This window comes from Psychrobacter okhotskensis (genome assembly GCF_965638355.1).
Taxonomy (GTDB): domain Bacteria; phylum Pseudomonadota; class Gammaproteobacteria; order Pseudomonadales; family Moraxellaceae; genus Psychrobacter; species Psychrobacter okhotskensis.
In genome coordinates this window covers 2,336,376-2,361,241 of sequence record NZ_OZ281822.1, presented here as the reverse complement: position 1 = coordinate 2,361,241, position 24,866 = coordinate 2,336,376, and the positions used below count along the sequence as shown (strand labels likewise).

Sequence of the window (24,866 nt, the reverse complement as noted above, 5' to 3'; positions counted from 1 at the left end):
ACTAAATTTTTAATTTAATGATTTTGCATTTTTATTACTCTTTGGTCTGTGTGTCTGCTGCTGACATATCAAGTTGCTGTAATTTGCGAGTCAGCGTATTACGTCCCCAGCCGAGTAAGTTGGCAGCCGCTATCTTTTTACCACCGCTGTGATTGAGTGCCGCTGTGAGCAACACTCGTTCAAATTCAGGCGTTGCCGTTTGCAAGATGTCAGTTTCGCCTGTTTGCAGTGCGTGCTGAGCCCACTCTGCTAGTGCTTGCTGCCAGCTTGGGTTTTTAGCACCATTCTGAGTTTGATTGCTCTGAATAGAGTTGTCTTGAATAAAGTTATTTTGATGACGGCTATGCAGGCTAGCACTGTGTTGCTGATGATTGTTTTGAGCAAATTCAGACGAGGACAACGTTTGTTGTGTCTGCAGCTCTGTGTTCGCTGGCATCCCTTCAAGCAGCTCTGGCGGTAAGTCATCAATCATGACCGTATCACCAGTCGCCATGACCGTCAGCCACAAGCAGACGTTTTCAAGTTGGCGGACATTGCCGCGCCAGTCGAAGGCTTGCATGATTTGTAGCGCGTCAGGTTGTAGCTGCTTGGATGCGGTATTCATTTGCTCAGCCGCGCGTTGCATAAAATAACGGGTTAAGGCGGGAATGTCTTCGCGGCGCGTCCGTAGCGGTGGCAGCGGTAGGCGAATGACATTGAGGCGATAAAACAAATCTTCACGGAATCGGCCTTGTTTGACCAGCTCTTCCAAGTTTTGATGGGTGGCGGCAATGATGCGCACGTTCACTTTGACCGGTTGCTGTCCACCCACACGGAAAAACTCACCGTTGGCCAGTACTCGTAGCAGCCGCGTTTGGGTGCTAAACGGCATGTCGCCGATTTCATCCAAAAATAATGTACCGCCATCTGCTTGCTCAAAACGACCTTGCCGTGTCGTCGTCGCGCCAGTGAACGCGCCTTTTTCGTGACCGAATAATTCCGACTCAATCAAATCGTGTGGAATAGCCGCCATATTTAGGGCGATAAAAGGCTGCTGGCTACGCGGTGAATGCTGATGTAAAGCACTAGCGACCAGCTCTTTCCCTGTGCCTGATTCACCAGTAATCAAAACGGTAATAGGTGAGTGCGCCAATCTGCCAATGGCACGAAACACTGTTTGCATCGCTTGTGATTGACCGATGATACCGCTGGGGTTGTCATTGGCTGGTGTCTCAGCTTTAATCTCAGCCTTATTTTTAGCGGTCTTATTGGTTTTGTCTGTCGTGTTAACTTTGCGTGCAGATTTGGTTTGCGGCTTTGCGTCAGTATTGAGCTTTGAATGAATATCAGACTTTGCTTGAGTAGCATCGGCTGTCTCAGTGGCTCTGTTAGTCACAGACGCGGTTGCGTGAGTGGCTATCGGCATATTCGGTTGAAAATTAATCGCTTTATAAATCGTAGCGACGGCATCATCTAAGTCAAAGGGCTTAGGCAGATATTCAAATGCCCCTGTCTGGTAGCTATTGATGGCAGAGCTCAGGTCTGAATGCGCGGTCATGATGACAATTGGTAGCGTAGGAAAGTGGTCGTGCACCCAATCGCTAAAAGACAAGCCGTCCATCATTGGCATTCGGATATCGGTCAATATCACATCCGGTAGCTGAGTGGCTGACTCGCGCTGTTGCAAGATATCATTGAGGCGTGTCCATGCTGCTTGTGCTTGGGTAAAGCTGACAACCGTCAATCCAGCGTCTTCAAAAGTATCTGCCAACACCAAGCGCAGCGCTGAATCATCATCGATGAGCCATAAGGTCGCAGGGTTTTCAGCAGGCGCGTTATTGACCGTTACTTTTATGGTCTGACTGTTAAGTGCTTGGCTATCAGATATTTGGTTGTCAGAGATTTTATCATTCGAGCCTTGATTGTCACTGTTAGCTTTGAAGTTGTCGTTATATGCAGTCATGTATCAGGCCTAATGAGCAAGTGATTCAGGGTTGTTGTTTGATAGATTCAGTCGTATTTACGCATCGGTTGCGGGCTGATTAAAAGGCAAGTACAGCGTAAAGCGTGTCTGACTGTTATTGTCATTATAACTGGGATTATAGTTTGCATTGGCGCCTTGTGTTTGATTCGAGCTGACGTCAATCATACCATGATGACAGCTGATGATATCTTGCACAATCGATAGGCCAAGACCAGTACCGGCGGCACGGCTGGTTACCATCGGGAAAAATATCTGTCCAATCAGCGCAGGATCTATCCCTGAGCCATTATCGGTAATGCTGACTTGCAACGCTTGTTTGTGCTGTTGGCTGCCAATCGTATGCTGAAAAGCAATGCGCGTTTGAATATGCAGTTTTGGTTGATACTTGGCCTCAATATCAAGATGACTATGCAAAGTATCTAAGGGCAATTGATGAGCGGCGGCTGGCGCGCTTTGTTGCAGAGCTTGCTCAAGCTCAGTCATCGATTCACAGGCATTATTAATGAGGTTTAAAAACACTTGAATCAATTGATCTCTATCAGCGCATAGCTCGGGCAACGACAAATCATAGTCGCGCTGTAGCAGCACTTGCGGATATTGATTAACGACCAAAGACAAGACATGCTCTAACGGCTCATGAATATTCAGCATTTGCCAATTTGGCAGCTGATTAGAGCCAAGAAATTGACCGATAAGATGGGTCAATCGATCGGTCTCTGAGATGATAATGTCGGTATAGCTGCGGAGCTTCTGCGCTGTCTTTTGCAACTGCTTATCGCTATTCGAAGCTGAGTTTGTGCCAGAGCTTATGTCGCTAATAACAGCAGACAGAGGATGATGCAAAGTAGTCGCTTCGCTGAACTTGATAAATTGTCGCTGTAATAACTGCGCCGCGCCGCGAATACCTGCCAATGGATTTTTGATTTCATGGGCAACCGAACGCAGCATATGACGGGCAACGTTGTATTGTTGCTGCTGACGTTGCTCTTCTGAGATGCGACTCTGGCGGTCTTTACCCCACATCTCGATAATAAAATAAGGTTGCTGCTCATAGATGACAGGCGTCACGCTATAATCGATTGAGAGTGGTAAATTGCCATTGAGTGGGGTATTGATGATGTGATCGTGGTCGATAAAGGGCTGTTGATATTGCTTTGCCTGATGAAATCGCTCGGTCAAGGCGCAGTGATTGTCTGGCTTGTCACGGTCGGTGTTATTATTGTCGTTATCCAGAGTCAGAGCCGTGCGCTCATCCCTCTTTAATTTTTCGGACGCAAGCAGAGTCAATATAGATTGATTGAGCAAGCGTCCACTACTAATAGCCAGTAGTTGCTCAGCTTGGGCATTTAGCCACGTAATGACCAGCTCATCACTGACCCACAAGATAGCGGTGAATAAATGCTGAGATATAAATGCTAAGTTCGGGGTTGGTTTTTTGGTGGTTAAATCAGCTGTCATGACTAAAGCCTAGAATAAAGAGGTGCTAGATTTAATATTTAACCATAAATCAACACACTAGAGCGGCAAAACTGGCGGTTTTTGCAAAAAAAACGTACAATGCGCACAGCCATTTTTCTCTAGCAAGGTCAGCCATGCCTAAAACTTCTACCGAGTCGCTTAATACGACTATTACCACCCCACAGCCAGCTTCCACGCCAACAGCTTCTATGTCCAAAGACACTGCCACTATTTTTAATCCTGCCAAGCCGCCAGCAACGCCTGCGCAAAGCTCAACGGATAGTAGTGAACCTTACCACCATAAAGCCAATCACAATCAAAACCGTAGCATTGAACAAAGCAGCAATGTGGTTTCATCGACATCAAATAAAACAACAGCAGCGACTGCTAATGCACCCGTTAGCACAGCACCAAAGATTGGCTTTGTGTCACTGGGTTGTCCAAAAGCCTTGGTGGATAGTGAGCGCATCATCACAGAACTTAGCCGTGATGGTTATCAGGTTGCCAGTGATTATGAAGGCGCAGACTTGGTCGTGGTCAATACTTGCGGCTTTATTGAATCTGCAGTGCAAGAGTCACTGGACGCCATCGGTGAAGCGATTAGCAAAAACGGCAAGGTGATCGTTACTGGTTGCTTGGGTAAAGAGGCGGACAAAATCCGCGCCATGCACCCAGCCGTGCTAGCCGTGACCGGTGCGCATGCGTATGATGAAGTGATTACGGCAGTGGCGCAGCATGTACCCAAGCCGAACCGCAGTTTGGACGCAAACTATGATCCAAAGATAAATTTAATCAATGAAGCGGGTATCAAATTAACCCCAAGTCATTATGCTTATCTAAAAATATCGGAAGGTTGTAACCATCGTTGTACCTTCTGCATCATTCCAAGCTTGCGCGGAGATTTGGTCTCGCGTCCGATTGATAATGTCATGAATGAAGCCATAGCACTGAAAAATGCTGGCGTGAAAGAGTTGCTGATTATCTCGCAAGATACCTCTGCTTATGGGCTGGATTTGAAGTATAAGACTAGCTTTTGGAACGGTATGCCGCTTAAGTCGAAGTTCTATGACTTATGCCAAGCATTGAACGATTTGGGTATTTGGGTACGTCTGCATTATGTCTATCCGTATCCGCACGTCGATAAAGTCGTTGAACTCATGGGCGAGAAGAAGCTGCTGCCTTATTTGGATATTCCTTTTCAACATGCCAGCCATCGCATCCTAAAGGCAATGAAGCGTCCGGCGCACAGCGAAAACACCTTGGCGCGTATCAAAGCGTGGCGTGAGATTTGTCCAGATATCGTCATTCGTTCGACCTTTGTCGTTGGCTTCCCTGGTGAGACGGAAGAAGATTTCCAGTGCCTGCTTGATTGGTTGGTTGAAGCGCGCCTTGATCGCGTGGGTGCCTTTACCTATTCAGAAGTCGAAGGCGCAGTCGCTAATGATTTGCCAGACCATGTCCCTGAAGCCGTCAAGCAAGAACGCTATGAGCGTTTCATGGCGCTACAGCAAGACATCTCAGCACAGAAGCTACAAGAAAAAATTGGTAGAACCTTGACGGTATTGGTCGATGAGATTGATAGCGAGGAAGGCATTGCGATTTGCCGCAGCTACGCTGACGCTCCTGAGATTGATGGTCATGTCTATGTTGACGATATCAATGCGCAAGTTAAAGTCGGCCAATTCCTAACCGTCACGATTGATGATGCGAGCGAATACGATTTGTTTGCCAGTTATAAAGGTTAGATGACTGTTATTTAACTGACTGCTAAAAAGATTAGGTGACTAATATAAAAGTTAGACAACCGCTATAAAGGTTAAATGACTACGATAATAGGTGAGTGAAAATTGCCCAATGATAGGCAGTTTTTGCTACAATTAGCGCAATTTAGCCTTTTTACACACTGATCACCCAGTATGGGGCGGTAGGTAAATTGCAAGGCTAACTGTATTTGTGTTTTACCGATAATTTTAATTATAATTTAACGAAATAAGGTGACCTCATGTCTGACAAAAACCCGCGTTACTCTCGTATCTTGCTGAAACTCTCTGGTGAAGCCTTAGCCGGTAGCAAAGACATGGGTATTGATACCGAAGTGCTCGATAAGATGAGCTTGTCTATCGCGCATTTGCGAGGGCTTGGGGTGCAAGTCGGTATCGTGGTCGGTGGTGGTAACTTATATCGCGGTGCCCAGCTGCAAAAAGAAGGCTTGGTTGGCCGCGTCACTGGCGATCAAATGGGTATGCTAGCGACGGTTATGAACGGTCTAGCAATGCGTGATGCGCTTGAGCGTCGCAATATTAAAACACGCTTGATGTCAGCCTTACCTATTGGTGAAGTTACTGAAAGCTATAGCAGCCGTAATGCGATTCGCTACCTAAAAAATGGCGAAGTGTGTATCTTTGTCGCAGGTACGGGCAATCCCTTCTTTACCACTGATACGGCTGCTTGCCTGCGCGGTATTGAAATCGAAGCAGGTTTGATTTTAAAAGCCACCAAAGTAGATGGGGTTTATGATAAAGACCCAAGCTTACATGACGACGCGGTTAAGTATGATGGCCTGACCTTTGATGAAGTGTTAGAACAAAAGCTTGGCGTTATGGATTTAACTGCCATTGCCTTATGCCGTGAGCACAACGTGCCGCTACAAGTGTTCGATATGACCAAGCCTAATGCGTTATTAAATGTCATTATGGGCGAAAACGAAGGCACACGCGTTTTTCATTAATATAGCAAGCGTTGGCATGACTGCTATATGAAGTGATAATTCATATAACAGCAAACACCTTAATAATTTTTACCTTAATAAATTTTTATAACTAACAATAATGAATGATTTGTCGATAGCGATAAATAAGGATACATGATGATCAAAGAGATTAAGCAAGACGGCGAAGCGCGTATGCAAAAGACCTTGGAAGCGCTTGAGAGTACCTTTAGTAAAGTTCGTACTGGTCGCGCGCATCCAGGCATGTTGTCAGGGGTGATGGTCAGCTACTATGGTGCTCCTACACCGCTTAACCAAGTTGCTAGTGTCAACGTTGAAGACTCGCGCACGTTATTGGTACAGCCGTTCGACCGTACCATGGTACAAGCGATTGATAAAGCCATTCGTGAAGCTGATTTGGGTCTGAACCCAATGACGGCCGATGTGATTCGTGTACCGATGCCGGCATTGACCGAAGACACGCGCCGCGATATGCAAAAGCTTGCGCGCGGAGAAGCTGAGAACAGCCGTGTTTCTATCCGTAATATCCGCCGCGATATGATGAATGACATCAAAGAGCTGGCCAAAGAAAAAGAAATCTCGGAAGATGACGAGCGCCGCGCCAGTGATGATATTCAAAAAATCACTGACAAGTACATCGAAACTATCGATGGTCGCCTGAGCAAAAAAGAAAGCGATTTGATGGACGTTTAAGTACCGTCTTTGGTTTATTTTTTTTATAAAAATAAACCAAGCGCTTAAAAATTAAGTCTTTTAATGCAGACAATATCATAATAATAGACAGCTAATGGTCAATCACTATTGGCTGTCTATTGCTATATAGACTGTGATGATAAAAACACTAAGCATTACAGAGTTGTTTTAATTATTTGCCAATCGTCATTAGCCCAATTGCTAGACTGGTTTATGATAAGTTTATGAATATTTGGCATTATGCTTTTTTAATGCGATAGAGCGCGTTATGATTGTTTTACTTCAGCACATTATTCTACCTCAACAATAAGTCGTATCGCCCATGTCTACTCCCACCGTTTTGGCTCCTGCCCTCATTCCTCGCCATATCGCCATCATTATGGATGGTAATAATCGCTATGGTAAAGCCAATGCGCTCGGCAAAGGCCAAGGACATGTGGCGGGTAAAGATGCGCTAGATCCCATTGTCGAATATTGCGTTAGCACGGGCATTGAAGTGCTAACCGTCTTTGCCTTCTCTAGTGAGAATTGGCAACGTCCACCGAGCGAGGTGGCTTTGCTGATGCATTTGTTGAGCTTAACGATTAATGAGCAATTGCCGCGCATGCAAAAATATCGCATTCGCTTGCGTTTTATTGGTGATCGCAGTCAGCTTAGTGAAGCGTTGCAAGCATTGATGTTAGATGCCGAGGCAAAAACCGCTGACTTTGAAGCGATGACCTTGGTAATCGCCATTAGCTATGGTGGTCAGTGGGACATTGCCAATGCGGCAAAACAACTGGCGCAGCAAGTAGCAGCAGGGGAGTTGCGTGCTGAAAATATCAGTAAAGAAATGCTTGGCGAATATGTGCAATTAGCGGATGCACCCGCAGTCGATATGCTGGTGCGGACGGGCGGTGAATATCGAATTTCTAACTTTTTATTATGGCAATCAGCTTATGCTGAGCTGTTCTTTACTCAAACCCTATGGCCAGACTTTGCCGCCGATGAGTTGGCAGCGATGGTTGCAGAGTTCGCTCAGCGCCAACGGCGCTTTGGCAAAACCAGCGAGCAGATAGTGACAGAGCAGCGCTAGCGTTATTCATTTATCAGTATTACATTGCTCACTGTCAAGTGGCTCATGATTAAATCAGTAGAATACTCGCTGGCATTTATTGATTCAGATAATTACTGTGTTCAAAGAATAGATGCTCAAAAATCTACCAAGCCATTAGTATTACTTGCTTGTGAAATGACAAAGCGCTTTAATTAGCCTCGATCGCGATTAGTAGGCTAATGTAGATTAGCTGCTATAATGCACTCTTTGACCAGACATTTTTCATTATTATAAGGTTCGACAAGTATGTGGCAACGAATTAAGACGGCAATTGTTCTCGTTATTATCGTTGGTATTGCAATGTTTGCGAGCCAAACTCCTATTTTGTTTGCTCCATTATTGGCCATTGGTGTGATTATCGCGGCGCATGAGTGGACCAAGCTGATGCCAAAGTGGCGCCAGCCTGCGGTGTTTGTGGTATTGGTATTGGTACTGACTTTAGTGTCGCTAATGTTTAAAGTGACTTGGCTGTTTTGGTGGGTGGCTTCACTGGCTATATGGCTGATGGCACTATCTTGGGTGCGCGTTTTCCCAACCCATACCAATTGGTATGGTAGGAAGCTAGCACTGATGGGCGCTGTGATTCTGACAGCATCGATCACTGCTATGTTTTATTTGTGGCAGCTATCAGCATGGTGGCTACTCTACGTATTCTTGCTGGTATGGTGTGCCGATAGTGGTGCTTATTTTGTTGGACGTAAGCTCGGTCGCCGCAAAATGGCACCGAATGTCTCTCCCAATAAGAGTATGGAAGGGCTGGCTGGCGGTCTTGTGACTGGTCTGCTCGTGGTTGTTGTTATTAGTGTCTTCAAACTACAATTAACTGGTGTACCGTTAATCGCATTTGTGTCGCTATCAGCCATCACTATTCTCGCCTCTGTACTCGGTGATTTGTTTGAATCAATGCTCAAGCGCCGCGCTGATGTAAAAGACTCAGGAACGATATTACCGGGGCATGGCGGGATACTTGACCGTATTGATTCGCTATTATCTGCGACGCCAATATTTGCGCTTGGCTTTTGGGCGATACAGCAGCTGGGCTTCATCGTCGTTTAAGAAACTAATGCAGGCTAATTGGTACACGTGAATGAATTGGTTTTTGCCAATAGCTCAGTCTTATTAATTATTATTATAATAAAGCATCGACATAATCTAGCATCGATGCTTTTCTATCATTCATACCTTATTAACTTTCCTGATTTTTTATTTAAATTTTAACAGTAACAATATTGTGGGCACTGATGGTTATGACACAACGCATCGCCGTACTAGGCGCAACAGGCTCGATTGGCGATAGCACGCTAGCAATTTTGGCGGCGCAACCGCTTAATTATCAAGTCTATGCGCTATCAGGCTATCACCGCTTAGACAAATTGTTTGCGCTTTGCCAGCAGTTTTTGCCCAAGCGTGTCAGCGTGCCGACAGCTGCAGTCGATGATTTTGCTGAGCGTCTTAGCGCAGCAGGTCTTGATATCGATGTGGTAGGCGGGGCAGCAGGACTGGTCGATATTGCTACTGATACGCAAACCGATACCGTTGTCGCTGCTATTGTTGGCGCAGCTGGTCTGCCTTCTACCTTAGCCGCCGCACGGGCAGGTAAGCGTATTTTACTGGCAAATAAAGAAGCGCTGGTAATGGCCGGTCAGGTAATGATTAATGCCGTTAAAATGCACAATGCTACCTTGCTACCGCTCGATTCTGAGCATAATGCGATTTTTCAGTGTTTGCCGCTCGCTATTCAACAAGACAACACTCAAATTCATCAGCCAAACCATGGTGTTCGTAAGCTATGGTTAACCGCATCAGGCGGGCCATTTTTGCAGCAGTCATTTGCCCAGATGCAGCAAGCCAGCGTCGCTGAAGCGGTCAAACACCCCAACTGGTCGATGGGCCAAAAGATATCGGTCGACTCAGCAACGATGATGAATAAGGGGCTTGAGTTGATAGAGGCTTGTCATTTATTTGATCTACCAGAAAATAAGATAAATGTCGTCATTCATCCACAAAGTATCATCCACTCAATGGTAGAATATAGCGATGGCAGCTTTTTAGCGCAGCTCGGCAGCCCAGATATGAAAACCCCGATTGCCCATGCCCTCAGTTACCCTGCCCGTATCGATAGTGGCTCGCAGCCATTAGATTTATTTGCATTAAGTGCTCTAGAGTTTATTCAGCCTGATTTGCAGAAGTTTGCGTGCTTGCGTCTTGCCCGTCAAGCTATGCAAGCAGGCACACAGGCAACGATTGTACTCAATGCTGCTAATGAGATTGCCGTCGCTGCATTTTTGGACGGTCAGATTCGTTTGACGGATATTGCCGATATTAATGAGCAAGCCTTAGATGATATACAGGTACCACCATTAAGCGACACGGCTGACATAGAAGATATATTAACAATTGATAAGATAGCGCGCCATCTTACTGACAAACTTGTGGCAAAGTTGGCATAATCGTAGCAAGAGTTTCTTAGGGTCTGTTGAACATTCAAATATTAGGACTGCTGATTGCTAAAATCGTCTCAAACGTTTTATCAAATCAGGCGTAAACCGACGATAATGTCGAGACCTTAGCTAGGTTTACAACAACGTTTGGGGTGATTTTAGCATCAGCCTTTCAGGGCAGGACTATTTTTTGCCAATACATGGCGAAATTATCTACCCTAGAACGACTAGGCGTCAAAAATTTCACTGCGTATTGTCTAAAAAATAGACGCTGCCAGTACCACATTTGAATGTTCAACAGACCCTAGTTTAAAAACGATATTAATAGAAGATGCTAAGAGAAAACACTGAGAAAAGATCATGACGTTTTTATTAACGCTGCTTGCGGCAATATTTGTCTTAGGTCCGCTTATTGCCTTACACGAATGGGGTCATTATATTGTCGCAAGGCTCTGCGGCGTCAAGGTGCTGACATACTCTATCGGCTTTGGCCCCAAGCTTTTTGGCTGGACGAGCAAAAAGAGCGGTATTGATTATCGTATCTCAGCGCTGCCGTTGGGTGGTTATGTCAAGATGCTGGATGAGCGTGAAGGCGCGGTAGCCAAAGATGAGCTACATTTGGCCTTTAATCGTCAACATCCACTAAAAAAGATTGCCATCGTTGCCGCTGGCCCTATCATGAACTTTGTTATCGCGATTGCGTTGTTTTGGGTGTTATTTATGACGCCATCAGAGCAGTTGGCGACGAAGATTGGTGAAGTATTACCCGATACACCAGCGGCTATGGCGCAGTTACCCGTTGGTGATAAAATCGTCGCGATTGACGGCCATGAGGTACAAACGTGGGAAGGTATCAATTATCGCCTTGCTGGACGAATGGGCGAGACTGATAATGTCAGCATTACCTTGCAATCAGAGTCACAGGCTTCCAATACAACGAAAACTTATCAAGCACCTGTCCAAGCATTTATGCAAGGCGCATCGCAAGGTAAAGACGCGCTAACCAGCTTTGGCATGCTACCATGGCAGCCGCAGATTGAACCAATCGTTAGCGATTTGAGTGCTGATGGTGCTGCCAGTCGTCAAGGTCTGCAAGTTGGTGATCTCATTACGGCTATCAATGATACAGAAATCAAAGATTGGATCAGTGTCACCCGTATCATCCGTGACAATCCTGAGACTTTGCTTAATTTCACCGTATTGCGTGAGGGTAAACCCGTACAGCTTCAGATTATGCCGCAAGGTAAAAAAGACAATCTAGGTAATGACTTTGGACAGATTGGTGCTATGGTGGCGCAGTCTGAGATTGTCATTCCCGATGCCTATAAAACCACCATCGTATATGGCCCGGGTGAGTCATTGATTAAGTCGTTTGAGAAAACGGAGCAGTTAGCCGTCATGACGGTCAGCTCAATGGGCAAGATGCTGTCTGGTATGATAGGTTTGGAGAATTTATCAGGTCCGATTACCATTGCGAAAGTCGCTAAACAAAGCTTTGATATTAGCTGGCAGATGGTGTTATCGACAGCAGCGTTGATCAGTTTGAGCCTTGCAGTCTTGAATCTTTTGCCCATTCCAGTATTAGATGGTGGACATATTGTCTACTATCTTATTGAGCTGATACGCGGTAAACCCCTGTCTGAAGGCGTGCAAATGGTCGGTCTAAATATCGGTTTACTCTTGCTGGCAGGTTTCATGGTGTTAGCAATTGGTAATGATATCAGTCGGCTGTTTTGATAAATAATGCGACGATTTCTTAACTAGAGCATGATGGTTTAATGCTTGCATGCTGCTACAGCGCAGGCAGTTCATGTAATACGGCGCTTGTTTTCTATTACCGCTACTGTACTAATTTTATTTTTTAGTTTATTTTATGATGCGTTTTATATAAAGTGTCCTGAGTCTGCCGTGCTGAAGTTTTTCGACTTTATGCGAAATGGGCTAGACAACACGTGCTTTTTACCTTAACTTAAGCAAGTTTTTTATTGACGGATAGTGTTTATGCGTACGCCTTTATTTATGAGCGCGGCTGGGTTGCCGTTAGTTGTAGCAATGATGAGTATGCCGGTGCAGGCTGCAGAATTTGTGGTCACTGATATCGGCTTTAATGGTCTACAACGCCTAACTCCTGATAGTCTCTATCCAGTTTTGCCGATTTCGGTGGGTGATACGGTTAATGATAGTCGTTTGGCCGCCAGTATTAAGGCACTATATGCGACTGAAAACTTCGCTGATATTCAAAGTCGTGTCGAAGGTGGCAAGCTGCGCTTTGATGTCGTCGAGCGTCCTATCATCGCTGAAGTCAACTTTGAAGGCAATAAACTTATCCCAAAAGAAGGGCTTGAGCAAGGGCTTGGTAACGCTGGTTTGTCTGTGGGTGATGTGCTAAAGCAAGCGACCTTGCAAGGTGTTGCCAACGAGCTACAACAGCAATATATTAGTCAAGGTTATTACAATAGCAATATCGAAGTCGATCAGACATTATTAGATGGTAATCGCGTCAAGCTTGATGTGCGCTTTATCGAAGGTAAACCCGCCAAAGTTGTCGATATCAATATCATTGGTAATAAGCACTTTAGTGATGAGCAGATTAAAGACGTTTTTGCTGTCAAAGAATCGTCATGGACGCGTTTGCTGTCTAAGTCTGACCGCTACGCTAAAGAAAAGCTGGCCGCCAGCTTAGAGAATTTAAAAGCCTTATATCAAAATGATGGTTATGTGCGTTTTAACGTTGACAATGCAGTCCTTAATATCAGTGAAGACAAGCGCAGCGTCTTTATCGAAGTCAGCTTGAGTGAAGGCGAGCAATATCAGTTTGGGGAAGTGAATTTCCTAGGCAAGCCGACATTTGAGACCAATGAGCTTAAAGAACTGGTTACTTTTGCACCCAATGAAAAATATTCACAAGCCAAGCTTGATGCAACGACTGCCTCTTTAAAGAGCCGTTATGGTAACGAAGGTTACTATTTAGCACAAATTCGACCGGTACCACGTATCAATGACGAGACGAGAATGGTCGATGTCGATTATTATATCGATCCAGCACGCCCTATCTACGTACGCCGTATCAACTTCACGGGTAACACCAAAACTCAGGATGTCGTGCTGCGTCGTGAAATGCGTCAGTTAGAAGGCGCGCTTGCCTCTAGCGAAAAAATTCAGTTGTCACGTACGCGTCTGATGCGTACCGGCTTCTTTAAAGCAGTCAATGTCGATGTCAAGCCAGTACCCAATCAGCCAGATCAAATGGATGTGAATTTTACGGTTGAAGAGCAGCCTTCTGGTAGCTCAACGATTGCCGCCGGTTACTCACAGAGTGGCGGTGTCACGTTCCAGTTAGACTTGACGCAAAATAACTTCATGGGTACCGGTAACCGTGTTAAAGCAGCGCTATCGCGTTCAGAAACCCGCGACTCTTATAGCTTAGGTTATACCGATCCGTACTTTACGGAAAATGGTGTTTCGCAGGGTCTAAGTGGTTATTATCGTGAGACCAAATTCGATGATAGAAACGTTAGTAACTATGTCACCGACTCTTATGGTGCCACGCTGAACTATAGCTATCCTGTTGATGAAACCAAGCGGGTTAGTGCCGGTCTAAACGTCGATAAAACTTCAGTACGTGGCGGTCGCTTTCTTGGGGTATCAAACGTTCAGCAGATCATCGATGATGGTGGTTCGTTTGAAAACTTCGTCAATAACGAAGGGGCTGACTCGGGTCGTACTGGCTTCAAAAATGACTATCAAACCTATAACTTGCTATTTGGCTGGGATTACAGCACGCTAGATCGTCCAGTATTTCCGACTAAAGGGATGAGTCATACGGTCGATGCAACGATTGGTCTAGGTGATACCAGCTACCAGAAGCTTATCTATCGCGGCAACATATATTATCCTATCTATAAAGATGTAATAGCACGCGGTTATACCAAACTCGGTTATGGTAATGATTTGCCATTCTACGAGAACTTCTATGCTGGTGGTTATGGTTCGGTGCGTGGTTATGAGGCATCGACATTGGGTCCTAAGTCGCAAGGCTATTTTGATGCGATCAATGATGACAGACGCTTTAGAGATGAAGAAATTGGTGGTAATGCTTTAGTCAGCTTCGGTAGTGAATTGATTTTACCAGTACCATTTAAGGGTGACTGGGCAGATCAAGTACGTCCAGTACTGTTCGCCGAAGGTGGTCAGGTATTTGACACTACGGATAAAGAAGATCGTACCTTTATCAACCCTAATAACGGGACTGATACCGGCGTGCCATTATTGACGCAAGATAATAGCTTACGCTTTAGTGCGGGTGCAGGTATAACGTGGTACACACCAATCGGTCCAATTTCACTGAGTTATGCGGTACCGATTGGTGACAAAGAAGGTGATCAGACTGAGAAAGTACAGTTCCAGATTGGTAGTACGTTCTAAAGAGCTTAGTATGCTTTAAGTCATCTAGCACCCCTTAAGTTACCGGTATTTTTTAAATTGGTTGATGGCTTCTATTGAATCAATACCATAAACCAATAAAAAATCAAATCTTCATAGGTCGTTGAGTTGATACTTTAACTTGACGACCCTTTTATTAATCCTAATATTAATGCCAACTATGATAACGATTGAGCAACTTATCACGCGGATTGAGCAGCGTCAGCCTATTGCTAATAAAGCCGAGCTTAGCGCTGAACAGTTACAGCTAACACTCGATAGTGTTGGTAGCTTAACCACTGCTAACGATGCCCAATTAAGCTTTTTGGCAGACCCTCATTATATCTCTAGTTTGACCAATACTCAGGCAGCAGCCGTGTTCGTCACCGCTGAATACCGTGACCAAGTACCAGCAGCATCTATAGCGCTGATAGTGGCAGCGCCTTATTTGGCTTATGCCAGTGCCAGCCAGTTATTTGCCCGTCAAATCCCCTGTGCTGGTATCCACTCTAGCGCGGTCATTGCGGATAGTGCGGTCATTGGTGAAGAGGTCACTATTGGTCCGTTTTGTGTGATTGGCGACAATGTGAGCATTGGCGCTCGTAGTCGTCTTGAGGCTCATGTGGTCGTCGAACCCTATAGTCGTATTGGTACTGATTGCCTTATTCAGTCGCAAGTCGTCATTGGTCATGATTGTATTATTGGTAGTCATGTTAGGCTGCATGCTGGTGTTAGCATAGGCTCTGAAGGTTTTGGCTTTGCCCCGACCAGCAATCCTAGCGTAACGGGTTGGGAGCGTATTGCTCAGCTTGGTCGGGTAATCATCGGTGACCATGTGCGCATTGGCAGCCAAACTTGTATTGATCGCGGCGCCATTGATGACACAGTAATTGGCAATCATGTTATTATTGATAATCTCGTACAAGTTGCCCATAACGTCCGTATCGGTGATGGTACCGCCATCGCTGCTCAAACGGCTATCGCGGGCAGTACGAGTATTGGTAAACGCTGCATTATCGGCGGGGCAGTCGGTATCACTGGTCATATCAATATCACCGACGATGTGACGTTATCAGGAATGACCATGGTGACCAAGTCCATTAAGGTCGCTGGATCGTACTCCTCTGGAACAGCAGCAATGCCAACAGCTAAATGGCGCCGTGCCGCGGTGCGCTTTCGTCAGCTTGGTAATGAGTAGCGTTCATGCAAGTCCTTTAGCCATAAATTTTTAAACAGATCATCTTTAAACACAGCTTTTTAAATAGAGTTTTTTAAATAGAGCAAGGAAGCGTCATTATGAGCAGCAGCCATATCGATATACCGACGGATGAAGACATTAAAAGCTTGGCAGAGCAAGGTCTCACGTTGCCGTTAACTTATCATACGCTTAAGCATTATTTGCCGCATCGTTATCCTTTTATGTTGGTAGATAAGATTATTGCCTGCCAGCCTGGCGAATGCATTACCGGTATCAAAAACGTGACCATTAATGAAGAGTTTTTTAATGGTCATTTTCCGGATGAGCCGATTATGCCAGGGGTATTGATGGTAGAATGTATGGCGCAAGTTTCAGGTGTATTGGGCTTTATTAGCGCGGGACTGACTGCCGAAGATGGTTATTTATATCTGTTTGCAGGGGTGGATAAGGTTCGTTTTAAACGCCGCGTCATTCCTGGCGATCAGCTGATTATCCAAGCCAAAACAGTTATGCAAAAGCGTGGTATCTATAAGTTTGATTGTACGGTTCATGTCGAAAATGAGCTTGCAGCGAGTGCTCAGGTGATGATTGCCCGTCAAGAGCAGTAGCTTATCGTTATTATTTCGAGATAACCACTGGCTAAACTGCGTAAAGATTGCCGCCCATATTGTTAATAGCAAAACTCACTTATAATCTGAACGGGTATTGGCTTAATTTATAACGCTACATTAGTGGTATTTGTTTTACTATTTACTTGCATCAGATGATACAAAGGTCCAAATTATGAGTCAGATCCATCCAACAGCACTCATCTCACCGTCCGCTCAGATTGATGAGACTGCTATCATTGGTCCTTATTGTATTGTCGGTGACGAAGTAACGATTGGTGCACATACCACGCTGCATCGCCATGTCGTCGTGGCAAGACTGACGCGTATTGGCAGCCATAATCAATTTTATCAGTTTGCTAGCATTGGTGAGGATCCACAGGATTTAAAGTATGCTGGTGAGCGTACTTGGCTTGAAATTGGCGATCATAATACCATTCGTGAGGCTTGTAGTTTGCATCGTGGTACTGCGCAGGATGGTGAGCTTACCAAAATTGGTAGTCACAACTTGCTGATGGTAAATACGCATGTGGCTCACGACTGTGTGATTGGCGATCACAATGTATTGGCCAATAACGTCGGCGTAGCTGGTCATGTAACCATTGGCGATCATACGATAATTGGTGGTAACTCAGGTATTCATCAGTTTTGTACCGTTGATGACTATAGCTTGGTCGGTGGTGCCAGTTTGATTTTGAAGGATGTGGCCGCTTTTACCATGGTATCAGGCAATCCAGCAAAGGCACATGGTCTCAATGTCGAAGGAATGCGCCGAAAAGACTGGTCTAAGCACACGATTGATACCTTGCGCCAAGCGTATCGCACGATTTTTAGATCCGGGTTAACGACCGCTCAAGCGCTTGAAGTCTTAAAGCAAGAGCTATTGCCAAAAGAGCCAAAGATTCAATTGCTCATTGATTCCTTACAAAAAAGCCGTCGCGGCGTCGTTCGCTAACCAAACACGAGCTATTGTAGAAACAGCAATTTGTGGTGTTTCAATCTCGAACAGTCGATATACCAAACTGTTGTTAATTAGCGTCAAACTGTCAAAAAGCCATAACCAATTGTTATGGCTTTTTATATTTATGACTACTTGACTTTTTTGGTCGCTTAGCAGAAACTGAGCGTTTACGATATTGTAAACAATTCTTTCATAATGTTGCTAGGCGCGTCACATTGAGGCGTTAATTAAGTAGCCTGTTATATCAGCAGCTAATTATAATAATCACGGATGATTATAAGCAGCATTAATTGAAGCATGAGGACGGCAAAATGGCTATCAATAAACAAGAACATGCGCAGTGGAGCTCAAGTTTTGGCTTCGTACTGGCGGCAGTAGGCTCGGCAGTTGGTTTAGGAAACATATGGAAGTTCCCATATATGGTTGGTGAAAGCGGTGGTTCAGCTTTCGTTATTGCGTATTTATTCTGTATCGCGCTGGTTGGTTTTCCAATATTAGTCGCAGAATGGTTGGTCGGTCGCCGTGGGCAAAAAAACCCTATTAATACTTTCGCTGATGTCGCCGCAAGCGAAGGCAAGTCACGCAGTTGGGGTATTGTTGGTGCCACTGGTATTTTAGGCGGCTTTTTGATCCTATCTTTTTATAGTGTGATTGGTGGCTGGGCGCTGAATTATATTACTAAAGTCGCAAGCGGTAGCTTCGCTGGTCAAGACAGCGATTCTGTTGCTGCAACCTTTGATGCGATGCTCGCCTCAGCTGGTACGCTGACTGTTTGGCATACCGTATTTATGGCGCTGACTGCTTTAATCGTTGGAATTGGTGTCACCAAAGGTATTGAAGGAACTGCTAAGATTTTGATGCCATTGTTGGGCTTGATTTTGTTCATCATGGTTGGTTATAACGTGATCAATGGTGGCTTTGGTGAGGCAGTGGCTTACTTGTTCACACCAGATCTTAGCAAGCTCACCGCTGACGTTATGCTCGCAGCCTTGGGCCATGCTTTCTTCACCCTGTCCATTGGTATGGGTATTATGGTGGCTTATGGCTCTTATTTGGGCCGCGAAGTAAACTTGCTCAAAACAGCACGAACCGTGGTTATTTTGGATACAGTCATTGCACTAGCTGCAGGTCTGGCTATCTTCCCAATTATCTTTAGTCATGGTCTCGATCCGGCTTCAGGTCCTGGCCTTATTTTTGTCAGTTTACCGATTGCTTTTGGTAGTATGGGCGCAGGCACAATTCTTGGAACCTTATTCTTCTTATTGATTACCTTCGCTGCTATTACTTCATCTGTCTCTTTACTTGAACCGACGGTTGAGTTCTTGGAAGAGCGGACATCGATGAATCGTATGATGGCCACAGTCGTTGCTAGTACGGTGATTTGGCTACTGGGTGTTGCGGCATTGTTATCGTTTAATCTATGGTCTGAATTTACCATTATGGGTAATGGTATCTTTGATGCTTTAGATAAGCTTACCAGTAAATTCCTATTACCGCTGACAGGTCTTGCGGGTATTATTTTCGTTGGCTGGAAAATGGATCAGCGTACGATTCAACAGGAGCTGGGTCTATCTAATGGAATGTGGCAGCTTTGGCAAATCGTTGCTAAGTTCGTCGCGCCAATCGCCGTTATCGTGGTCTTTATTACTACGTTAATGGGCTAGGATTTATACGAATTCAAAGTATTTAAATCACTAGCTTTAAAGATGATAAGCAACAAAAAGGGCTTAAGATAATTCTTAAGCCCTTTTTGTATGTATAGTCAGTGAAAAGTAGTATCGAACCATCACGAATTGCTGATATCCGTTTTTCTTGCTTGCTGTGCTTATGCAGACCCTAGCAATACCATTGCGTTTTTAGGATATTTTGACTATATAACTGTTCCAAAAATACGATTAGCGTAAGTTTAGCTCAGGAACCGTTTGTCCACGCTTGCTATAGAATCCGATGACGAACTCATCGAAGGCGTCTTGTTCGATAGCATCTCTAATACCTTGCATCAGACGTTGGTAATAACGCAAGTTATGAATAGTCGCCAACTGCGCGCCTAGCATCTCTTTACATTTATTAAGATGGTATAAATAAGCACGGCTAAAGTTTTGACAAGTATAGCAGTCGCACTCTGGGTCTAATGTGCCTTCATCATTGCGATATTGGCTGTTACGGATACGGACGACACCTGCATTGTCTAAGTCGCCTGTCACGAAGTAATGACCGTTACGCGCGTTACGAGTCGGCATGACGCAGTCAAACATATCTACGCCGCGACGGACTGCTTCGACGATATCTTCAGGCTTGCCCACGCCCATTAGGTAGCGCGGCTTGTCTGCTGGCATGGCGTCTGGGATATAATCTAAGACATCCATCATCTCGTCCTTTGGCTCACCAACAGACAGACCACCGATGGCATAACCATCAAAGCCGATATCGAGCAAGCCTTCGAGTGATTGCTGACGCAAATCGGCATACATACTGCCTTGGATGATGCCAAATAGGGCATTGGTGCTGCCTAGCCTATTATGTTCATCAACGCAGCGCTGTCCCCAACGTAGTGAGAGCTCTAACGATTTTTTGGCTTCATCATGGGTGGCTGGGTAGGGCGTGCATTCATCGAATTGCATGACGATGTCTGAGTTCAAGCTATATTGAATCTGCATCGATTTTTCTGGCGAGAGAAACACTTTCGCGCCATCGATAGGGGATTTGAAGTCGACCCCTTCTTCGGTGATTTTACGCATCGCACCCAAACTAAATACTTGGAAGCCGCCTGAATCGGTCAAGATAGGCTTATCCCAATGCATAAATTTATGCAAGCCGCCGAACTTATCGATGACTTCAGTGCCCGGGCGTAACCATAAGTGGAAGGTATTGCCTAGCACGATATCAGCGCCAATGGCTTCGATATCACGTGGTAGCATACCTTTGACCGTACCATAAGTACCGACAGGCATAAACGCTGGCGTTTGCACATCGCCATGATTGAGGTGAACCGTACCACGGCGGGCACGCGTTGTGCCGCTGGCTGTTTTATGTAAGACAAATTGCATATGATAACCGCTATTTACACTATGAAAATGGCGCTAATTATAGCATTGTTAGCGATTTTTTTGGACATCGATGTTTGCGGGTCATTAATATATAGTCAGTGAAAAGTAATATCGAGACATCACGCACTGCTGATATCTATTTTTTTTGCTTGCTGTGCCTGCGCAGACAGAGGCGACAAAAAATTAATATCAGCAATAGCGTAGATTTTTTTAGAATATTTTGACTCTATATCCATTGGTACGTGTGTTACGACAACAACCAAAAGACACAGACAGTGTCGTTCAGTGCTTGTTAAAGTAAAGAATAAACATTAAAACCACTAAACATTGCTGATGAATGGCGGATAAAGAACATGATCGAAGCAACTTATTTTTTACCTAATCGCTCGCTATTTAGTAGCTCATTGTTCAGTAGCCTATTACTAATATCAGGAGCAGCTATGGCGACCGAAGAGCCTACCTATACCGTTTTGACAAAAACGAAGAGTTTTGAATTGCGTCATTATGATGCCCAGTTGGTGGCACAGACTTGGGTAATGGGTGATCAAGATGCTGCCAGTCGTGCAGGATTTAAGATTTTAGCAGATTATATTTTTGGCAATAATACTGCCCCAACTGGTGGCAGTCGTAAGATTAGCATGACAGCGCCTGTTACGATGCAGCCTAATAACAAAAAGAGTGATGGTGATTCGCAGAAAATTGCTATGACGGCACCAGTGAGTATGCAACAAGCCGATGGCAAATGGCGCGTACAATTTACGATGCCAAGCCAATATACGCTGCAAACGTTGCCCAAACCCAATAATCCAAATATTGAGATTAAAAAAGTACCGGCACAGACTTATGGCGTTATTAAATTCTCCGGATTGGCAGGCAGCAAAAAAGTAGCAGAAAAAACCGATGAGCTGCAGACGTGGATGCAATCCCAAAATTTAAAAGTTACTGGCGTGCCGGAACTTGCCCGCTATAATCCGCCATGGACGTTACCTTTTATGCGTCGCAATGAAGTGATGATTGCTTATCAGCCAAAATGATCCTTTATCATCAAAAATGACGCCAAAAAAAGACAGCAAGCGCTGTCTTTTTTTGAGCTTAAATTTCAGGAAATAAATTTTAGCTTTTTTGCTCACGAATGATATTTAGCATACGGCGTAATGGTTCGGCCGCACCCCATAACAGTTGGTCACCGACGGTAAACGCACCTAGGTATTCTGGCCCCATATTCAGCTTACGCAAGCGACCCAAAGCTACTGTCAAAGTACCTGTCACTGCCACTGGCGTTAAGCGGTTCATAGCGGCTTCTTTATCGTCTTCAACCAAGTCTAACCACTCATTGCCACTGTTTTTTAGTGTCGCCTCGATTTCCTCTAATGGGATATCTTTCTTAAGCTTAATGGTTAAGCCTTGCGCATGACAGCGCATGGCGCCCACACGGACACACATACCGTCGATAGCAATTTTATCTGCTTCAGAGTTACCAAGGATTTTATTGGTTTCGACGCCGCCTTTCCACTCTTCTTTTGACTGTTTGTTTTCTAGCTGTGCGTCGATATAGGGGATTAGACTACCAGCCAATGGCACACCAAAGTATTGCTTAGGAAAGTCATCTGAGCGTTGAGTTTGGGCGATTTTTTTATCAATCTCAAGGATAGCGCTAGCAGGATCAGCCAACTCATCTTTGACCGCATCGTGTAGTACACCCATGCCGTTGATGAGCTCGCGCATGTTGTTGGCGCCAGAGCCACTCGCTGCTTGATAAGTCATCGCGCTGACCCATTCTACCCAGCCTCTATTAAACAACTCGCCGATGGCCATCAGCATAAGTGATACTGTACAGTTGCCGCCGATAAAGTCTTTTTGACCGTTGGCTAGGGCGCTATCAATAACGCTGCGATTGACCGGATCAAGAACGATGATGCTGTCATCTTCCATACGCAGAGTGCTTGCCGCATCAATCCAATAGCCGCTCCAACTGCTGGCACGCAATGGTTGATGGACTTTTGAAGTGTAGTCGCCACCTTGGCAGGTGATAATCACATCACAAGCAGCGAGTGCATCAATATCATGAGCGTCTTTTAGTTGGCTGGTCTGAATACCATCGAAACTTGGCGCATCACCACCCGCGTTACTGGTTGAAAAAAATACCGGCGTGATACCGTCAAAATCTTTTTCTTCCTGCATACGTTGTATCAACACTGAGCCAACCATACCGCGCCAGCCTACCAAACCTACTGTTAAATCACTCATGAAATCTAATCCTATTTTACCATTATTTATTGCATCGCCAGCCGATAACAATGCCGTGAATAGCCCTAAAAAGCAAGGCGTTTTCGCAGATTTTGACTGTTTTTCATACACTAATAACTATGCCCACTATAACTTTACGTTATTATTATGAGGCCGCTATCATATCGGTTGTGCTCATGTTGCATACAGGGCAAGCAAGAATGATGGAAAATATAACAAGCTCACTGTTTTGCATCAGTTGAAATTGTAACGTTTTATGCTCAGCTGCGCATAATTAAGGCTCAATAGTAGGCGATAGTGTTATGAAATGCTAAAGTAAGCACCTACGATTGACTTAGATAATCATACAGGCGTTAGTCATTGACGAGCGATGAGTATAAGAACTATTGGTTTTGTCATCCACTTAATAAACGGTTACTACACATTATGGATCTTTCCCTCTTATATTATGGCGCGCAGTGCTTAGCTGGTTTCATCGCGTTTGTGACGATTTGGGGTTTGTTGCCTCTTGATAATTGGTGGGTGCGCGGCGTTGAGTTCCCTCGTATTCAAATAATGGTGCTTGGCGTCGTTGCTTGGGTTGGCATGCTCGCATTTTGGTCACAATGGCAGCTAGGGCAGTGGCTGTTATTTGTCGTCTTAAGCCTGACTTTGGCCTTTCAGCTGAGAATGGTATTGCCTTATACCAAATTGTGGAAAAAAGAAGTACAAAGTGCCAAGGACAAGCCAGATGGCGAAGATCATCAACTCAAAATTATGGTATCAAATGTCTTAACCCCTAATGACGAAACGCAAAAACTGGTCGATTTAGTCAAGCAAAGACAGCCGGATATTTTAATTACCCTAGAAAGTGATAAAAAGTGGGAAAAAGCCCTGCAGCAAATTGAGCCAGACTATCCGTATACCGTAAAAGTACCGCTGGATAACCTGTACGGCATGCATCTGTATTCTAAGCTTGAGCTGATAAATCCTAAAGTCAAATATTTAATGATTGATGATATTCCCTCTATCCACACGCAGCTGCGCTTACAAAGCGGACGAGTGATTTGGTTATATTGTTTGCATCCTATGCCGCCAAGCCCGACGGAAGCGGATAAGTCAACGACTCGTGATGCAGAGCTGCTTATGGTTGGCAAACATATCAAAGAAAATGAGCAAACGGCGATACTTGCTGGCGATCTTAATGATGTGGCTTGGTCAAAGACAACGCGCCGCTTCCAACGTATCTCAGGTCTACTAGATCCTCGTATTGGTCGTCACTTTATCAATACCTTCCATGTCAATTATCCGTTTTTACGTTGGGCCCTGGATCATATCTTCCATAGTGCTTGCTTTACCGTGGTTGATATCAGACGTATGCCCTCTATTGGCTCCGATCATTTTCCGGTCATGACGACCTTACAATATGAGCCAGAAGAAGCCAGCAATCAAGAGCAAAATGCTCCTACTGCTAATGCAGAAGATGTTAAAGAAACAGAAAATAAAATCGAAGCTGGCAAAAAAGAAGGCTGTAAAGTCTCAAAAGAGCATGCAGCAGAGCAGTCGTAGTTAGAGAATGTCCTAGTATTTTCGCTAAACCTTTATAGTCTTAAGGGCTACGCCAATAGGCTTCCTCAAAACGTAAGCAAATGCTTACGTCAAATAAGGTCTTTAGCCTCTAGTGGTCTTTAACCAATTGCCCTACAATACAATCATCAACACAAGGATAGGCAAGGATGCAGTGTTGAGGCAGTGACAATCTAAGCACAGGTCAGCCCGCTGTCTTATAAGTTACTGTTTACGACTTAGGATAAGTCAGAATGGAAGAAATAATAATAATACACAAAGAAAAGCCCCGAACCAATCGCCCTAGGTTCGGGGCTTTTCTTTGTGTATTATTATGAGCTGATAAATAAAGTAGCAGTTTCTAGCATATCAAATGATATCAGCAGTGCATAATGTATCAATATTACTTTTCACTCACTATATCCAACTTTCTAAGTAATTTACTAAGAACAAAAACAG

The 24,866-nt window shown here is 44.8% G+C and carries 18 protein-coding genes; 14 read left to right on the top strand and 4 right to left on the bottom strand.

Going from position 1 to position 24,866, the window contains the following annotated elements; genetic code table 11:
• Nucleotides 1-34 precede the first annotated feature (34 nt).
• The gene (locus ACSUPM_RS09755; protein WP_201583291.1) at nucleotides 35-1,942 is read right to left on the bottom strand and encodes a sigma 54-interacting transcriptional regulator; all 1,908 of its coding nucleotides are present in this window, start codon (nucleotides 1,940-1,942) and stop codon (nucleotides 35-37) included.
• A gap of 57 nt (nucleotides 1,943-1,999) precedes the next feature.
• On the bottom strand, nucleotides 2,000-3,421 hold the full coding sequence (locus ACSUPM_RS09750) for a two-component system sensor histidine kinase NtrB (protein WP_025650534.1): 1,422 nt from the start codon (nucleotides 3,419-3,421) through the stop codon (nucleotides 2,000-2,002).
• 134 nt (nucleotides 3,422-3,555) lie between these two features.
• Here ACSUPM_RS09750 and rimO point away from each other — a divergent pair, with 134 nt between their 5' ends.
• From rimO to ACSUPM_RS09690, 12 genes are all read left to right on the top strand, one after another.
• Nucleotides 3,556-5,166, top strand: coding sequence for a 30S ribosomal protein S12 methylthiotransferase RimO (gene rimO / locus ACSUPM_RS09745; RefSeq protein ID WP_201583289.1), 1,611 nt, complete (start codon nucleotides 3,556-3,558; stop codon nucleotides 5,164-5,166).
• Between the two features lie 257 nt (nucleotides 5,167-5,423).
• Nucleotides 5,424-6,149 (top strand): UMP kinase, encoded by a 726-nt coding sequence (gene pyrH / locus ACSUPM_RS09740; protein WP_010200240.1) that lies wholly within the window; start codon nucleotides 5,424-5,426, stop codon nucleotides 6,147-6,149.
• A 138-nt stretch (nucleotides 6,150-6,287) separates the two neighbouring features.
• The gene (gene frr / locus ACSUPM_RS09735; RefSeq protein WP_025650532.1) at nucleotides 6,288-6,842 is read left to right on the top strand and encodes a ribosome recycling factor; all 555 of its coding nucleotides are present in this window, start codon (nucleotides 6,288-6,290) and stop codon (nucleotides 6,840-6,842) included.
• 322 nt (nucleotides 6,843-7,164) lie between these two features.
• Nucleotides 7,165-7,917, top strand: a complete 753-nt coding sequence (gene uppS / locus ACSUPM_RS09730) for a polyprenyl diphosphate synthase (RefSeq protein WP_201583287.1) — start codon at nucleotides 7,165-7,167, stop codon at nucleotides 7,915-7,917.
• 267 nt (nucleotides 7,918-8,184) lie between these two features.
• Nucleotides 8,185-8,994, top strand: coding sequence for a phosphatidate cytidylyltransferase (locus ACSUPM_RS09725; RefSeq protein ID WP_025650530.1), 810 nt, complete (start codon nucleotides 8,185-8,187; stop codon nucleotides 8,992-8,994).
• A gap of 185 nt (nucleotides 8,995-9,179) precedes the next feature.
• The gene (gene ispC / locus ACSUPM_RS09720) at nucleotides 9,180-10,388 is read left to right on the top strand and encodes a 1-deoxy-D-xylulose-5-phosphate reductoisomerase (protein WP_201583281.1); all 1,209 of its coding nucleotides are present in this window, start codon (nucleotides 9,180-9,182) and stop codon (nucleotides 10,386-10,388) included.
• Between the two features lie 351 nt (nucleotides 10,389-10,739).
• Nucleotides 10,740-12,116: an RIP metalloprotease RseP gene (rseP, locus tag ACSUPM_RS09715; protein WP_436879892.1), complete on the top strand. Its 1,377-nt coding sequence runs from the start codon at nucleotides 10,740-10,742 to the stop codon at nucleotides 12,114-12,116.
• Between the two features lie 264 nt (nucleotides 12,117-12,380).
• The gene (gene bamA, locus ACSUPM_RS09710; RefSeq protein WP_201583277.1) at nucleotides 12,381-14,804 is read left to right on the top strand and encodes an outer membrane protein assembly factor BamA; all 2,424 of its coding nucleotides are present in this window, start codon (nucleotides 12,381-12,383) and stop codon (nucleotides 14,802-14,804) included.
• Between the two features lie 178 nt (nucleotides 14,805-14,982).
• Entirely contained in the window at nucleotides 14,983-15,999 is a 1,017-nt protein-coding gene (gene lpxD / locus ACSUPM_RS09705) for a UDP-3-O-(3-hydroxymyristoyl)glucosamine N-acyltransferase (RefSeq protein WP_201583543.1), read from the top strand.
• A gap of 98 nt (nucleotides 16,000-16,097) precedes the next feature.
• Complete coding sequence (gene fabZ, locus ACSUPM_RS09700) at nucleotides 16,098-16,607, top strand: 3-hydroxyacyl-ACP dehydratase FabZ (RefSeq protein WP_227693008.1); 510 nt, start codon at nucleotides 16,098-16,100, stop codon at nucleotides 16,605-16,607.
• Nucleotides 16,608-16,782: 175 nt separating this feature from the next.
• Nucleotides 16,783-17,562, top strand: coding sequence for an acyl-ACP--UDP-N-acetylglucosamine O-acyltransferase (lpxA, locus tag ACSUPM_RS09695; RefSeq protein ID WP_201583275.1), 780 nt, complete (start codon nucleotides 16,783-16,785; stop codon nucleotides 17,560-17,562).
• A gap of 317 nt (nucleotides 17,563-17,879) precedes the next feature.
• On the top strand, nucleotides 17,880-19,232 hold the full coding sequence (locus ACSUPM_RS09690; RefSeq protein ID WP_025650522.1) for a sodium-dependent transporter: 1,353 nt from the start codon (nucleotides 17,880-17,882) through the stop codon (nucleotides 19,230-19,232).
• A 231-nt stretch (nucleotides 19,233-19,463) separates the two neighbouring features.
• Here the strand turns inward: ACSUPM_RS09690 and tgt are convergent, their stop codons facing one another.
• Nucleotides 19,464-20,615: a tRNA guanosine(34) transglycosylase Tgt gene (gene tgt / locus ACSUPM_RS09685; RefSeq protein WP_025650521.1), complete on the bottom strand. Its 1,152-nt coding sequence runs from the start codon at nucleotides 20,613-20,615 to the stop codon at nucleotides 19,464-19,466.
• Nucleotides 20,616-21,055: 440 nt separating this feature from the next.
• Between tgt and ACSUPM_RS09680 the strand changes: the two genes are divergently transcribed.
• A complete protein-coding gene (locus tag ACSUPM_RS09680; protein WP_025650520.1) occupies nucleotides 21,056-21,649 on the top strand; it encodes an SOUL family heme-binding protein in 594 nt (197 codons plus the stop codon).
• 79 nt (nucleotides 21,650-21,728) lie between these two features.
• Here ACSUPM_RS09680 and asd read toward each other — a convergent pair whose 3' ends face one another.
• Nucleotides 21,729-22,862, bottom strand: coding sequence for an aspartate-semialdehyde dehydrogenase (asd, locus tag ACSUPM_RS09675; protein ID WP_025650519.1), 1,134 nt, complete (start codon nucleotides 22,860-22,862; stop codon nucleotides 21,729-21,731).
• Nucleotides 22,863-23,288: 426 nt separating this feature from the next.
• On the opposite strand from asd, the gene ACSUPM_RS09670 reads away from it, so the two are divergent.
• Complete coding sequence (locus tag ACSUPM_RS09670; RefSeq protein WP_198015400.1) at nucleotides 23,289-24,410, top strand: endonuclease/exonuclease/phosphatase family protein; 1,122 nt, start codon at nucleotides 23,289-23,291, stop codon at nucleotides 24,408-24,410.
• The last annotated feature ends 456 nt before the right edge of the window (nucleotides 24,411-24,866 follow it).

Excerpts from the sequence above, each read along its gene's own strand:
- ACSUPM_RS09755 (WP_201583291.1), bottom strand. The coding sequence starts at position 1,942 with ATGACTGCATATAACGACAACTTCAAAGCTAACAGTGACAATCAAGGC.
- ACSUPM_RS09750 (WP_025650534.1), bottom strand. The coding sequence starts at position 3,421 with ATGACAGCTGATTTAACCACCAAAAAACCAACCCCGAACTTAGCATTT.
- rimO (WP_201583289.1), top strand. The coding sequence starts at position 3,556 with ATGCCTAAAACTTCTACCGAGTCGCTTAATACGACTATTACCACCCCA.
- pyrH (WP_010200240.1), top strand. The coding sequence starts at position 5,424 with ATGTCTGACAAAAACCCGCGTTACTCTCGTATCTTGCTGAAACTCTCT.
- frr (WP_025650532.1), top strand. The coding sequence starts at position 6,288 with ATGATCAAAGAGATTAAGCAAGACGGCGAAGCGCGTATGCAAAAGACC.
- uppS (WP_201583287.1), top strand. The coding sequence starts at position 7,165 with ATGTCTACTCCCACCGTTTTGGCTCCTGCCCTCATTCCTCGCCATATC.
- ACSUPM_RS09725 (WP_025650530.1), top strand. The coding sequence starts at position 8,185 with ATGTGGCAACGAATTAAGACGGCAATTGTTCTCGTTATTATCGTTGGT.
- ispC (WP_201583281.1), top strand. The coding sequence starts at position 9,180 with ATGGTTATGACACAACGCATCGCCGTACTAGGCGCAACAGGCTCGATT.
- rseP (WP_436879892.1), top strand. The coding sequence starts at position 10,740 with ATGACGTTTTTATTAACGCTGCTTGCGGCAATATTTGTCTTAGGTCCG.
- bamA (WP_201583277.1), top strand. The coding sequence starts at position 12,381 with ATGCGTACGCCTTTATTTATGAGCGCGGCTGGGTTGCCGTTAGTTGTA.
- lpxD (WP_201583543.1), top strand. The coding sequence starts at position 14,983 with ATGATAACGATTGAGCAACTTATCACGCGGATTGAGCAGCGTCAGCCT.
- fabZ (WP_227693008.1), top strand. The coding sequence starts at position 16,098 with ATGAGCAGCAGCCATATCGATATACCGACGGATGAAGACATTAAAAGC.
- lpxA (WP_201583275.1), top strand. The coding sequence starts at position 16,783 with ATGAGTCAGATCCATCCAACAGCACTCATCTCACCGTCCGCTCAGATT.
- ACSUPM_RS09690 (WP_025650522.1), top strand. The coding sequence starts at position 17,880 with ATGGCTATCAATAAACAAGAACATGCGCAGTGGAGCTCAAGTTTTGGC.
- tgt (WP_025650521.1), bottom strand. The coding sequence starts at position 20,615 with ATGCAATTTGTCTTACATAAAACAGCCAGCGGCACAACGCGTGCCCGC.
- ACSUPM_RS09680 (WP_025650520.1), top strand. The coding sequence starts at position 21,056 with ATGGCGACCGAAGAGCCTACCTATACCGTTTTGACAAAAACGAAGAGT.
- asd (WP_025650519.1), bottom strand. The coding sequence starts at position 22,862 with ATGAGTGATTTAACAGTAGGTTTGGTAGGCTGGCGCGGTATGGTTGGC.
- ACSUPM_RS09670 (WP_198015400.1), top strand. The coding sequence starts at position 23,289 with ATGGATCTTTCCCTCTTATATTATGGCGCGCAGTGCTTAGCTGGTTTC.